The sequence below is a fragment of the Paucibacter sp. PLA-PC-4 genome (assembly GCF_026241155.1).
In the GTDB taxonomy this organism is placed as follows: Bacteria; Pseudomonadota; Gammaproteobacteria; order Burkholderiales; family Burkholderiaceae_C; genus Roseateles_E.
Window position 1 is genome coordinate 21,582 of the sequence record NZ_JAPFGP010000013.1, and the last position, 12,358, is coordinate 33,939.

General features: G+C 65.9%; 13 protein-coding genes. 10 read left to right on the forward strand and 3 right to left on the reverse strand.

All coding sequences use genetic code 11. The features are described 5' to 3' along the window. Positions 1-921 carry a MerR family transcriptional regulator gene (locus tag OOZ63_RS19175; RefSeq protein WP_266007203.1) on the reverse strand — a complete coding sequence of 307 codons (921 nt, stop codon included), beginning with the start codon at positions 919-921 and terminating at the stop codon, positions 1-3. 114 nt (positions 922-1,035) lie between these two features. Here OOZ63_RS19175 and OOZ63_RS19180 point away from each other — a divergent pair, with 114 nt between their 5' ends. The 9 genes from OOZ63_RS19180 to OOZ63_RS19220 all read left to right on the forward strand — a co-directional run bounded on the left by OOZ63_RS19180 (position 1,036) and on the right by OOZ63_RS19220 (position 8,830). Then, entirely contained in the window at positions 1,036-1,593 is a 558-nt protein-coding gene (locus OOZ63_RS19180) for a glutathione peroxidase (RefSeq protein ID WP_416234761.1), read from the forward strand. A 313-nt stretch (positions 1,594-1,906) separates the two neighbouring features. Then, a complete protein-coding gene (locus tag OOZ63_RS19185) occupies positions 1,907-3,325 on the forward strand; it encodes an NAD(P)/FAD-dependent oxidoreductase (protein ID WP_266007204.1) in 1,419 nt (472 codons plus the stop codon). Beyond that, the gene (locus OOZ63_RS19190; protein WP_266007205.1) at positions 3,322-4,083 is read left to right on the forward strand and encodes a DUF1365 domain-containing protein; all 762 of its coding nucleotides are present in this window, start codon (positions 3,322-3,324) and stop codon (positions 4,081-4,083) included. The genes OOZ63_RS19185 and OOZ63_RS19190 overlap by 4 nt, the downstream gene beginning before the upstream one ends. A gap of 11 nt (positions 4,084-4,094) precedes the next feature. Then, positions 4,095-5,315, forward strand: coding sequence for an SAM-dependent methyltransferase (locus tag OOZ63_RS19195; protein WP_266007206.1), 1,221 nt, complete (start codon positions 4,095-4,097; stop codon positions 5,313-5,315). Position 5,316: 1 nt separating this feature from the next. Next, positions 5,317-5,829 (forward strand): chalcone isomerase family protein, encoded by a 513-nt coding sequence (locus tag OOZ63_RS19200; RefSeq protein WP_266007207.1) that lies wholly within the window; start codon positions 5,317-5,319, stop codon positions 5,827-5,829. Next, positions 5,826-7,079: an MFS transporter gene (locus tag OOZ63_RS19205; RefSeq protein WP_266007208.1), complete on the forward strand. Its 1,254-nt coding sequence runs from the start codon at positions 5,826-5,828 to the stop codon at positions 7,077-7,079. Before OOZ63_RS19200 ends, OOZ63_RS19205 begins: the two co-directional genes overlap by 4 nt. Next, positions 7,064-7,603, forward strand: a complete 540-nt coding sequence (locus OOZ63_RS19210; RefSeq protein WP_266007209.1) for a DUF3833 domain-containing protein — start codon at positions 7,064-7,066, stop codon at positions 7,601-7,603. The genes OOZ63_RS19205 and OOZ63_RS19210 overlap by 16 nt, the downstream gene beginning before the upstream one ends. 3 nt (positions 7,604-7,606) lie before the next feature. Continuing rightward, complete coding sequence (locus tag OOZ63_RS19215) at positions 7,607-8,392, forward strand: SDR family NAD(P)-dependent oxidoreductase (RefSeq protein ID WP_266007210.1); 786 nt, start codon at positions 7,607-7,609, stop codon at positions 8,390-8,392. Continuing rightward, on the forward strand, positions 8,393-8,830 hold the full coding sequence (locus tag OOZ63_RS19220; protein WP_266007211.1) for a nuclear transport factor 2 family protein: 438 nt from the start codon (positions 8,393-8,395) through the stop codon (positions 8,828-8,830). It abuts the gene before it with no gap. Here OOZ63_RS19220 and OOZ63_RS19225 read toward each other — a convergent pair. Next, positions 8,817-9,677 (reverse strand): universal stress protein, encoded by an 861-nt coding sequence (locus tag OOZ63_RS19225; protein ID WP_266007212.1) that lies wholly within the window; start codon positions 9,675-9,677, stop codon positions 8,817-8,819. The genes OOZ63_RS19220 and OOZ63_RS19225 overlap by 14 nt on opposite strands. Positions 9,678-9,755: 78 nt before the next feature. On the opposite strand from OOZ63_RS19225, the gene OOZ63_RS19230 reads away from it, so the two are divergent. After that, complete coding sequence (locus OOZ63_RS19230; RefSeq protein WP_266007213.1) at positions 9,756-11,162, forward strand: HAD-IB family phosphatase; 1,407 nt, start codon at positions 9,756-9,758, stop codon at positions 11,160-11,162. Here OOZ63_RS19230 and corA read toward each other — a convergent pair. Further along, complete coding sequence (gene corA, locus OOZ63_RS19235) at positions 11,155-12,129, reverse strand: magnesium/cobalt transporter CorA (RefSeq protein WP_266007215.1); 975 nt, start codon at positions 12,127-12,129, stop codon at positions 11,155-11,157. The two genes, OOZ63_RS19230 and corA, sit on opposite strands and share 8 nt — an antisense overlap. Between the last annotated feature and the right edge of the window lie 229 nt (positions 12,130-12,358).

Here is a 12,358-nt window from a genome sequence, read left to right on the forward strand (position 1 = left end):
TTATGCCTGGCCCGCCCGCCAGCGCTGCACCTGGGGACCGATGGCCGCGAGATCGGCGATAAGTAACAGCCCACTATGGGGGCTGCGCTTTTGTAGCGCGGCGCTGTTGCCGCCGGCCCAGAGCTCGAGCGCAACCGGCAGGCGCCCGCGCAACTCGGCCAGCACCTCGGCAACCTGGCCGGCCGCCAGATAGCCGCTGAAGCTCAAAGCCACGATATCGGAGCGGTGGGCGGCAGCCGCCAGCACGATGTCGCCCAGTGGCGTCTGCACGCCCAAAGACAGGCATTGGCAGCCCTCCAGCGCCAGCAAAGCCTCCGCCATCAGCAGGCCCAGGCCATGCTGCTCGCCCGGCAAGGTGGTCAAGAGCACCCGCGGCCGCTCGGCCCGCGCAAGTTGCGGCACCGCCTGGATGGCCTGGCGCAGCACCAATTGCACCGACTCGCTGTAGATGTGCTCCTCGAACACCTGCAACTCGCCGCGCATCCAAAGCTCGCCCACCTGCGTAGTCAAAGGGGCGATGAGTGATAACACTCCTTCCCCCAGCCCCGAGCGCAGCAGCGCCTGCGCCAGCATGCGGCGCAGGCCGTCGACGTCATGAGCACGCAGCGCATCGACAAAAGGCTGCAACTCGGCCGCCGCCGGGCCGGCCAACCGGGTCTGCTGCTGCGCCTGATCGAGCAGGGATTGCAGGCTGACAACATCGGCCGGCACCAGGCGTCCGGCGCGGTGGCCCAGGTCCAGCAATCGCTTGATCAGACGCAGCTTCGCCACCTGCTCGGGCGGGTAGGCGCGCTCGCCCAGCGCATCGCGCAGCGGCTGCGGGAACTGGTAGCGACGCTCCCAGATGCGCAGGCTGTCCTTGCTGATGCCGGTATCCCGCTCGACGGCGGTGATGCCCAGCAAGACCGGCGACTCAGCCATGCGTGATCCCGAGGATTTGCTTTCGATTGAAAAACTTGTCTTGGACAAACATGAGACAAAACCAAAATATTGGCTTAGTATGGACGTAACAAGTCGATTTGACTAGGACAAACAATGAACAGACGACTCGCATTGTCCACCGCCAGCGCCCTGATGCTGGGACTGGGTAGCGCCTGGGGCCAGAGCTGCCCGGCCCTGCTGCAGCGAGAAATGCCGCGCCTGCAGGATGAAAAGCCGCAGCCGCTGTGCCAGTACGCCGGCAAGGTGCTGCTGGTGGTCAACACCGCCAGCTTCTGCGGCTTCACCGGCCAGTACAAAGCACTGGAGACCTTATCGCAGCGCTATAGCCCGCGCGGGCTGGTGGTGCTGGGCTTTCCATCCAACGACTTCAATCAGGAGGGTGGCAGCAACAAAGAGATCGCCGAGTTCTGCGAGAACACCTTCAACGTCAAATTCGCGATGTTCAGCAAAACCAGCCTGAGCGCAGGCAAGCCCGACAGCAACGGCCTGATCCTGGACCTCGCAAAACGCAGCGGGCAGGCGCCGAAGTGGAATTTCCACAAATACCTGGTGTCCCGCGACGCCAGTGAGGTGCTGAGCTATGCCTCGGCCACCGATCCACTGAGCCGGCCCTTCACGCTCGAACTCGAACGCCTGCTTGCCAAGCCTTGAAATGGCCGGAACCCGCCCCATGTCCATGACTGTTGTATCGCCCGCAGCGCTTGTACCCACTACCAGGGACAGTGCAACGGAACTCGCCGCCAAGCCCTCGTTCAGCGGTTACAAAAGCTTGGCGAAACTATCGTGGCCGCAGGTCTTGGAGGAGTCTGCAAAACAACTGTTCTCAGCCGCGCGTCAAAGCGCTAAAGTCAAACCAGAATTTAGGTCGCAAGATCGCCTCTGCGAAGAGGTCGAAATCCCGAAGCCCTTCTCCTCCTCCTCCCTCCCTCCCTCGTTGGCTTCGGGGCGTCTTGCAACCTCTTTTATGTCCGGGGCTTCCGCCGCAGGCGGAAGCCCTCTTCATCTGCGGCGCCAGCCACTGGGCGCTGCCGCCCACGCCGAAACACTGGCCCCCTTTCTCGCCGGCCTGAGCCAGCCCGACGCCGCGCCGGGCGGGTCGCAGCGACGCATAGCGGTGATTGGCTCGGGCATCAGCGGACTGTCGGCCGCCTGGGCGCTAAGCAGCCAGGCCCAGGTGAGCCTGTTCGAAGCCGGCGACTACTTCGGCGGCCACACCCATAGCGTCGACGTCGAGCTGGAGCGGCAGCACTGCGCGGTCGACACCGGTTTCTTGGTCTTCAATGAACGAACCTATCCGCTGCTGATCCAGTTGTTCGCGCAGCTGGGTGTGCAGACCGCAGCCAGCGAGATGTCCTTCTCGGTGCAACTGCCCAAACAGGATCTTGAGTGGAGCGGCAGCAACCTGAACACCGTGTTCGCACAGCGCCGCAATCTGGCTCGGCCCGCTTTCTGGCGCATGCTCAAGGACCTACTGCGCTTCAACCAATTGACAACAGCACTGGCTCAACAAGGCAGCGAGACCGCGCTGGCACAACCCATCGCAGCCTTTCTCCACGAGCAGCGTTTCGGCCCTGAATTCCGCGACTGGTATCTGCTGCCCATGGTCGCCTGCATCTGGTCCTGCCCGACCGCGCAGATGCTGAGCTTCCCGATCAGCACGTTGATCCGTTTCTGCCATAACCACGGCCTGCTGCAGGTCACCAACAGGCCGCAATGGTTCACGGTGCGCGGCGGCGCCCGCCACTATGTGGACCAGCTGTTGCCGCGCATCGCCGACCGCCGCCTCAACACGCCCGTCAGCGCTGTGCGCCGCCTGCCCGACGGGGGCGTACAGCTGGCCACGGCGCATGGCAGCGAGCGCTTTGACGCGGTGGTGCTGGCCACACACAGTGACCAATCGCTGCGTCTGCTCAGCGAGGCCTCGCAGGCCGAGCGCCAGATCCTCGGCGCCATCGGCTATCACCGCAACCGCGCCGTGCTGCATACCGACACCGCGCTGCTGCCCCGCCGCCACCGCGCCTGGGCGGCCTGGAACTACGAGCATGGCGGCGGCCAGCAAGAGCAGCAGGCCGTCTGCCTGCACTATCTGCTCAACAGGCTGCAGCCCCTGCCCTGGAAGCAGCCGGTTATCGTCTCGCTGAACCCAGTTCGCGAGCCCCGGGCCGAGCAGGTGCTGGGCGAGTACGACTACGCACACCCGGTCTTCGACCATGCCGCCACCCGGGCCCAGCAACGCCTGGGCGAGATCCAGGGCCAGGGCGGACTGTGGTTCTGCGGCGCCTGGACGCGATACGGCTTCCATGAGGACGGCCTGCTCTCGGGTCTGAGCGTGGCGCAGCGCCTGATGGCAAGTTGGGCCGCTGCCACCAGGACCGGCGCATGAGGACTTGGCCGACCCAACCCCTGATCGGAAGAGGCCCGGTGCATCACGGCCGGCTGCGCCCTCGGCCACACCGGTTCAGCTATGCCAGCTACTTCCTGATGCTGCCAATGCGCAAGCTGAGCACGAATGTCTGCGAGGCGCTAAATCGCAACAGCTGGGGATGGCTGAGCTTTCACGATGCCGACCACGGCGACGGTGGCACCGACGCACTGGCGTGGCTCGATCGGCTGCTGGCCAGCGAGGGCATCACGGACGCCGATGGCGAGGTCTGGCTGCACTGCTTCCCGCGTGTGCTGGGCTATGCCTTCAAGCCGGTCAGCTTCTGGTACTGCCACCGCACGGACGAGAGCCTGGCCGCCATCGTCGTCGAGGTCAACAACACCTTTGGTGAACGCCACTGCTATCTGCTGTCCGGGCCCGAGATGGCCTATGGCCGCGAGCTGAGCGCTGCCAAGGTCTTTCATGTCTCGCCCTTTTGCCGGGTCGAGGGCCGCTACCGCTTTCGCTTCCTGCACACCGGTCTGCGCACGGTCGCACGCATCGAACATGAGGACGAGCAGGGTCCGCTGCTGACCACTAGCATCTCCGGCCAACTGCAGCCGCTGACCAACGCCAGCGCGCGCGCGGCCTTCTTCGCCCACCCGGCTTTCAGCCTGATGCTGATGGCCCGCATCCACTGGCAGGCCTTGCGCCTGTGGCTCAAGCGCACACCCTTCTTCGGCAAACCCGCCGCACCGACCCAGTTTCTGACCCGCTAAGCAGCCCGTCCATGAACTCCTCCACGCTCACCCCTTCGATCAGCCTGCCGGACAGCGCGCCCGCAGCCGCACGCACTGTATTCAAGCTGCTGGCCCGACTGCAGCACGGCAGCCTGGATGTGCAACTGCCCGACGGCAGCTCGGCGCACTTCGGCGGCGCCGAGGGCCCGCGCGCCGCGCTGCGCATTCGTAACTGGGCCGTCTGCAGCGCCGCGCTGAAAAGCGGCGATATCGGCTTCGCCGAGAGCTATGTGGCCGGTCACTGGAGTACGCCCGATCTGTGCACGCTGATGGAGCTTTTCATCCGCAACCGCGAAGCGCTAGAGGCCGTGGTCTATGGTCGCTGGTGGGGCGCGCTGGCCTACCGGCTCAAGCACTGGCTCAATCGCAACAACCGCGCCGGCAGCCGCAAGAACATCCATGCCCACTACGACCTCGGCAACGACTTCTACCGCCTCTGGTTGGACCCAACGATGAACTACTCGAGCGCTTGGTTCGAGGGCGACCGGCGCCGGGCGCTGCCCGAGGCGCAGCAAGCCAAGATGCGCCGCGCGCTCAGTGAGTGCCAGGTCTTGCCCGGCCAGCGGGTGCTTGAGATCGGCTGCGGCTGGGGCGCGCTGGCCGAGTGCGCGACGCGTGACTTCGGCGCAAAGCTGACCGGCGTCACACTGTCCAGCGAGCAGCTGGCCTGGGGGCAGGACAGGCTGCAGCGCGCCGGCCTGGCCGATCAGGCCGAGCTGCGCTTCCAGGACTACCGCGACATCGCCGATCCGGCCTTTGATGCCATCATCTCGATTGAGATGTTTGAGGCGGTCGGCCGCGAGTACTGGGAGGGCTACTTCAGATGCGTGCACGACAAGCTCAAGCCTGGCGGCCGCGCCTGCATCCAGAGCATCACGATCCGCGACGATCTGTTCGAGCGCTACACCCGCTCCAGCGACTTCATTCAGCAGTACATCTTCCCCGGCGGCATGCTGCCCAGCCCGAGCCAGTTCCGCGCACAGGCGGCCAAGGCGGGGCTGCAGGTAGTCAAGGAGCTGGCCTTCGGTGCCGACTATGCCGAGACGCTGCGGCGCTGGCGCGAGGAATTCATGCAGCGCGATGCCGAAGTGCGCAAGCAGGGCTTCGACACCCGCTTCATGCGTTTGTGGGAGTTCTACCTCGCCTATTGCGAGGCGGCCTTTGCGACCGGCAGTACCGATGTCATGCAGTTCACCCTGCTCAGGGACTGAAATGGACCGCCGCCTTGCCTCACTGGCCCTGATCGCGCTCCCGCTGGCCGCTCAGGCCCAGCCCGCCGAGCTGCCCGGCTGGAAGCTGCAGGGCCAAGGCCAGATGCGCTTCTTCGGCCTGCTGGTCTATGACATCCGGCTCTGGGCTACAAGCCGCCCGGGTCCGCAGTGGTGGACCGCACCGCTAGCGCTGGAGCTGGAGTACGCGCGCAGCCTCAAGGGCGCCGAGATCGCCAAACGCTCGCTGCTCGAGATGCGCCGCCAGCAGGCGATTGACGAAGCCACCGCCAAGCGCTGGCTGGTCGAGATGGAGGCCGCCTTCCCCGACGTCAAGGCCGGCGACCGCATCAGCGGCCGGCACGAGCCTGAGGTCGGGGCCGACTTCTTCGTCAACGGAGCACTGTCTCGCCGCATCGCCGACCCGCAGTTCAGCCGCCTGTTCTTCGGCATCTGGCTGGCGCCGCAGACCTCGGAGCCCGCGCTGCGCACCCGGCTGCTCGGTCCAGGCTCATGAAGCCGCTGGACGGCCTGCGTTACGGGGCGCTGGGATATCCGCTGGCATTTGTCGCGCTGCCGCTCTACGTGACCTTGCCGGCCCACTACGCTCAGCAGTACGGCGTGGCGCTGGCCGCGCTGGGCGCGGTGTTGTTGGGCGCCCGGCTATTCGATGCGCTGGTCGACCCCTGGATAGGCCGACTGGCCGACTACTGGCTGAACCGGCGTAGCCCGCTGGGGCCGATGGCTGTGGCGGCCATGCTGCTAGCCCTGGGTTTCGTGCTGCTTTTCTTTCCGCCGGCGCTGAGCCAGGCCGGCTACCTGGCTTGGTGCGCAGCGACGCTGCTGGTCAGCTATCTGGGCTACAGCGTGATGGCCGTGATGCACCAGGCCTGGGGTGCGCGGCTGGGCGGCGACGGCCTACAGCAGACCCGCGTCGTGGCCTGGCGCGAAGGCCTGGCGCTTGCCGGCGTGATCAGCGCCAGCCTGCTGCCCTCGCTGGTCGGCATGGCCTGGACCAGCGCGGCGCTGGCGCTGAGCCTGCTGCTGGGCCTGGCCTTGCTGGCGCGGGCGCCGCGCGCACGCGCCAGCGAGCACACCGCGGCTCAGCAGGGGCTGGCGCTGGCCTGGCGCACACCGGGCTTTCGCCGGCTGCTGCTGGTCTTCCTGCTCAACGGCATTGCCGCGGCAATACCGGCGACGCTGCTGCTGTTTTTTGTGCGCGACCGGTTGCAGACGCCGGCCGCCGAGGGACTGTACCTTGCGAGCTATTTCGTGGCCGCCGCGCTATCGATGCCGCTGTGGCTGCGCGTGGTGGCCCGGCTGGGCCAGGCGCGTGCCTGGCTGGCGGCGATGCTGCTGGCGGTGCTGAGCTTTGCCTGGGCAAGCACCCTCGCCACCGGCGATCAGCTAGGCTTTGTGTTGGTCTGCTTGGCCAGCGGTGCGGCGCTGGGCGCTGATCTAGCCATCCCCGGCGCGCTGCTGGCCGGCGTGGTGCAACGCGCCGGCCTGGCCGGCCAGGCTGAGGGAGTGTTCTTCGGCTGGTGGAATTTCGCCAACAAGCTCAATCTCGCGCTGGCCGCCGGCCTGGCCCTGCCGCTGCTGCAATGGCTGGGCTATGCGCCGGGCCAGCGCGACCCTGCCGCTTTGCAAGCACTGACCTGGGCCTACTGCCTGCTGCCCTGCGCACTGAAGCTGGCCGCCGCTGGCGCGCTCTACGCACTGATCATCAAATCCCACCAGGAGGCCCCCTCATGCGCCCCGAACTGAATCGCCGTCATTGTCTGCTTGCTGGCGCCCTGCTGCTAGCCGGCTGCGCCTCGGCCCCGACGCCGGCCGACTACGCCGGCCAGACGCCGACGCTGGACCTGCGGCAGTACTTCAACGGGGCGCTGCTGGCGCATGGCGTGTTCACCGACCGCTCCGGCAAGGTGCAGCGCCGCTTCACGGTCGATCTAAAAGGCAGTTGGCAGGGCGATGAGGGCCTGCTGGAAGAGGACTTCAGCTACAGCGACGGCAAGACCGAGCGCCGCGTCTGGCGGCTGCGCCATCTGGGCGGCGGCCGCTACAGCGGTCGAGCTGACGATGTGGTGGGCGAGGCACGCGGCGAGGCAGCTGGCAATGCGCTGCGCTGGAGCTACACGTTGCGGCTGCCGGTCGACGGCACGGTCTACGAAGTCGATTTCGACGACTGGATGTATCTGATCGATGACAAGGTCATGCTGAACAAGGCGCAGATGAGCAAGTTCGGTGTGCGCCTGGGCGAAGTGACCTTGTCCTTCCAGAAGCGCTGAGCCATGTCGCTCAATCCCAAGCTGCAGCACTGGCAGGGCAAGACCGTCTGGATCGTCGGCGCCTCCAGCGGTATCGGGCGCGCGCTAGCCGAGGCCCTGCATGGCGCCGGCGCGCGCGTCGTGGTCTCGGCGCGTCAGGCAGCGCTGCTGCTGGAGTTCGCGCATGCTCACCCTGGCAGCACCGCGCTCCCGCTGGACGTGCAGGACGCACCGGCCCTGCGTTCGGCCGTCGCACAGCTGCAGTCCAGCCATGGGCAAATTGATGCCTGCATCTTCTGCGCCGGCCACTATCAGGCGATGCGCGCCCAACAGTTCGGACTCGACGAGGCCGTGCGCCATCTGCAGATCAACTATGTCGGCGCCTTAAACCTGCTCGATGCGCTGCTGCCACAGCTGCTGCGTCAGGCACAGGCGGGTCGAGGCGGGCATCTGAGCCTAGTCTCCAGCGTGGCCGGCTACCGCGCGCTGCCCAAGTCTATGGCCTATGGTCCGGCCAAGGCGGCGCTGACCCATCTGGCCGAGGCGCTCTACCAAGACCTGTCCCCCGAAGGCCTGGGGGTCTCGGTCGTGCATCCCGGCTTTGTCGCGACCCCGCTGACCGCCGGCAACGACTTCCACATGCCGGCCCTGCTGAGCCCCGCCGAGGCAGCGCAGGCCATGCTCGACGGCTGGGCCGACGGACGCTTCGAGATCCATTTCCCGAAGCGCTTCACGCTGTGGCTCAAGCTGCTGCGCATACTGCCCTACAGTCTTTACTTTCGTGCGGTGCGCCGCGCCACCGGACTCTGAATGGACCCACGCGCCCAAGCCATCGTCACGCTGTTCGAACAGCTGCAACCCACCGACATCGAGCGGCTGGGCCGGCACTACGACGAAGCCGCCTACTTCCGCGACCCTTTCAACGAGGTGCACCGCCTGAGCGCGATCCAGGCCATTTTTGCCCATATGTTCGAGACACTCGAAGCGCCACGCTTCAAGGTGCTGGAAACACTGGTGGAGGGAGATCAGTGCTTTATGTGCTGGGACTTTCAGTTCGGCCTGCGGGGCCGCGCGCAGGCCATCCACGGTAGCAGCCATCTGCGCTTCGGCACCGATGGCCGGGTGGTCTACCACCGCGACTATTGGGATGCAGCCGAGGAACTGTACGAGAAGCTGCCACTCGTCGGCGCCCTGCTGCGGCTGATCAAGCGACGAATGCGCGTACCGCAGCGCTTCAGTGAGACATGAGTACCGGCACCGTCATCGACTCCAGCATCGTCCGCGTGACACCGCCAAGCACCAGCTCCCACAGCCGGGTATGACCAAAGCCCCCCATCACGATCAGATCGGCGTCGCTGTCGGCCGCCTGCGACAGCAGGGCCTCGGCCACTGAGGCGTCCGGTGTCCATGGCGAGATCAGACGCTCACCCAGCGAGGGCACGGGCCGCTGCAAGACCTTAAGCTCGGCCTCGACGCCATGCAGTCGCAGATAGTCCCGGGCGCGCTGAAGCGGCTCGGGTCCGGCGAGCTCGCTCTCGGCAAAGCGCACCAGCTCGACTCGTTGGGCGCGCCGCAGCAAGGGCAGCGCATCGCGCAGCGCCCGCGCGCTCTCGCGCGAGTCGCGCCAGGCCACCAGCACCCGCTCGCCGCAACGCGGTGTCTCGTGCACATAGGGCACGAACAGGATCGGGCAAGCACCAGAGACCAGCAGGCGGCCGACCAGGCCCTCGGGCAGGCCGTGTTGCTGCCCGGGCTCCTGCTGGCCCATCACCAGCAGATCGCTGCTGCGCGCAGCCTGCACCATCTCGGTGGCCGCATCGCTCATCACGCTGGCGAAGGCAATCTCGCCGCCGGCTGCGGCCACCAGATCGGCCGCGCGCTGCTGGCGGGCTTTGTCGGTATCGCCACGCAACTGCACCGCCAGGCTCGAGGCCTCGGGCGAAATATAGGCGCCCGACGCGCTGGGCGCCACCGCGTGGATCGCGCTCAGCTGAGCGCCATGCAACTCGGCGAGCCTGCGGGCCAGCGCCAGCACCTGCTGCGCGCGCGGGCTATCAGAGACGTGAACCACCATTGATCGGATCGTTGTGTCCATTTGTGACCCCAGTTGTCGGCTCAACGCCTCAATGATAGGGTCAGCGCCCCTGGACAGCGACCATGTCAAACTCGGACCATGGAGAACAAGCACAACCTCACCGTCCTGATTCCGGCACTCAACGAGGAGCGCCAGATCGCCGATGTCATCGCGGTGGTGCGCCAGCAGGCGCCCAACGTGGAGATTATCGTGATCGATGATGGTTCGATCGACGCCACCATCGAGCGTGCCGAGGCCGCCGGCGCCCGCGTCTTCACCAGCACCTTGCTGGGCAAAGGTGCTTCGATGGAGGATGGCCTGAACCTGGTGCAGACACCCTGGGTGCTCTATCTAGATGCCGACCTGGGCGGCCTGCGCAGCGACCTGATCGAGCGCATGACCGCACCGCTGGCCGAAGGCTCCGCCGATCTGGTCAAAGCGCGCTTCTCGCGAAGCGGCGGTCGCGTTACCGAGCTGACAGCCAAGCCGCTGCTGCGTGTGTTCTTCCCCGAGCTGGCGCATTTCGTCCAGCCGCTGGGCGGCATCATTGCAGGCACCACCACCTTGCTGCGAACCCTGAGCTTCGATGATGACTACGGTGTCGATGTCGGCATCCTGATTGACGCCCATCTCAAGGGTGCGCGGGTGGTCGAGGTTGAGATCGGCGAAGTCATCAACGACAGCCAGCCGCTGGACCGGCTCTCGCTGATGGCGCAGCAGGTCAGCCGTGCCATCATGCACCGCGCCAAGGCGAGCAACCGCTTTTCCTTCGAGCAGTTCCTTGAGCTGGAGGAGATCGAGCGCCAGGCACGCGGCACCTTCGAGCGCGTAGCCCGCCGGCTGGCCAGCGCCCGCAAGGTGGCGCTGTTCGATATGGACGGTACGCTGATTGAGGGCCGCTTCGTCGAAGCGATGGCCAAACATAGCGGCCGCGAAGCCGAGCTGGCGCGCTGGCTGGACCGCCACGACATCGACGCCTCGACCCGCGGCGATTCGATCGCCCAGGTCTTCAAGTTTGTGCATCAGCGCGAGTTCGTGAGGGTCGCCCGCGAGCTACCGCTTAGAGAGGACGCGGTGGACGCGATCAAGCGCTTGCGCCGCGACGGCTGGCTGGTGGGCGTGGTCAGCGACAGCTATTTCATCGCCGCCGACATCGTGCGTCGACGCGTCTTCGCCGACTTCGCGATCGCCCACTTCATGACTTTCGGCAACGAGATCAGCAGCGGCAAGGTGCGCATCAATCCGGCTTTCCGGCACGGCGATTCACCGAGCCCCGAACTTGTCAGCAAGGCCAATGTGCTGCGCCATCTGCGCGACCAGGCGCGGCCCGGCAACTTGTTCATCGCAGCCATCGGCGACAACCTGAACGATGTGCCGATGCTGGCTGGCGCCGATGCCGGCTTCACGATCGCGCCCAAGCACGAGGAGCTGCGCCGAGGCCCATGGCGCGAGGTGCAGCGTCTGGGCGAGGTCAGCGACGCGCTGCTGGGCGAGGCGACTACCTGAGCCAGCCCTTGCGGCGGAAGTAGATGAACGGCGCAGCCACCGAAGCCAGCATCAGCCCGAGCGCGAAGGGGTAGCCCCAGGCCTGGTCAAGCTCGGGCATGTACTTGAAGTTCATGCCGTAGATGCTCGCGATCAGCGTGGGCGGCAGCAAGGCCACGCTGGCCACCGAGAAGATCTTGATGATCTTGTTCTGGTTGATGTTGATGAAGCCGACGGTGGCATCCATCAGAAAGTTGATCTTGTCGAACAAGAAAGCGGTGTGCGAGTCCAGTGAGTCGATGTCTCGCAGGATCTGGCGCGACTCCTCGAACTGCTCGGCATTGAGCATGCGGCTGCGCATCATGAAGCTAACCGCACGCCGCGTGTCCATCACATTGCGGCGGATGCGCCCGTTCAGGTCTTCCTCACGCGCGATCGCGGCCAGCACCTCGCCGGCCTCGGCATCGTTGACGTCCTTCTTCAAGACCCGCGCACTGACCTTCTCCAGGCTGTCGTAGATGCCTTCCAGCGCGTCGGCCGAGTACTCGGCATCGGCGTCATAGAGCTTGAGCAGCACGTCCTTGGCATCCTCAATCAGCGCTGGGATGCGGCGCGCACGCAGACGCAGCAGGCGGAACACCGGCAGGTCCTCGTTATGGACCGAGAACAGCACGTTGTTAAACAGGATGAAGGCAACCCGCACATTGCGCGGCGTCTCGTCGTCATCGATCAGGAAGTCCGAGCGGATATGCAGCTCACCGTTGTCTTCCTCGTAGAAGCGCGCCGACTCCTCCAGATCGTCATCGACGATGTTCTCCGGGATCACCAATCCGAAACGGTCGCGTATCCAGCCCTTTTCCTCGACGCTGGGGCTTTCAAGATCGACCCATACCGGACGCGACTGGGCCAGGGCCTCGGGGCTTTCGATTTCTTCCTGAAACAGCCCGCCCTTCAGGCGGCCATTGTCCAGAGTGAACACATTGAGCATGCAACAGATCTCCAGCGCCGCTGCGCCGTCGTAGCAGGGGACGGCATGGTCGCCATCCGGATAGGGATATGGGGTCCCGTCTCACTCCGGACTGGCGGCTGCGTCTGCACAAGCAAGAACGCAGCGGGCTGCAGGCACTGGAGGGACGGTCACCGAGGGTGATCGCTGTCCAAGGAAAACTCCAGAGATTGGGTGGCGCGATTATCACATCGCGCCATCGGCCGCAGCA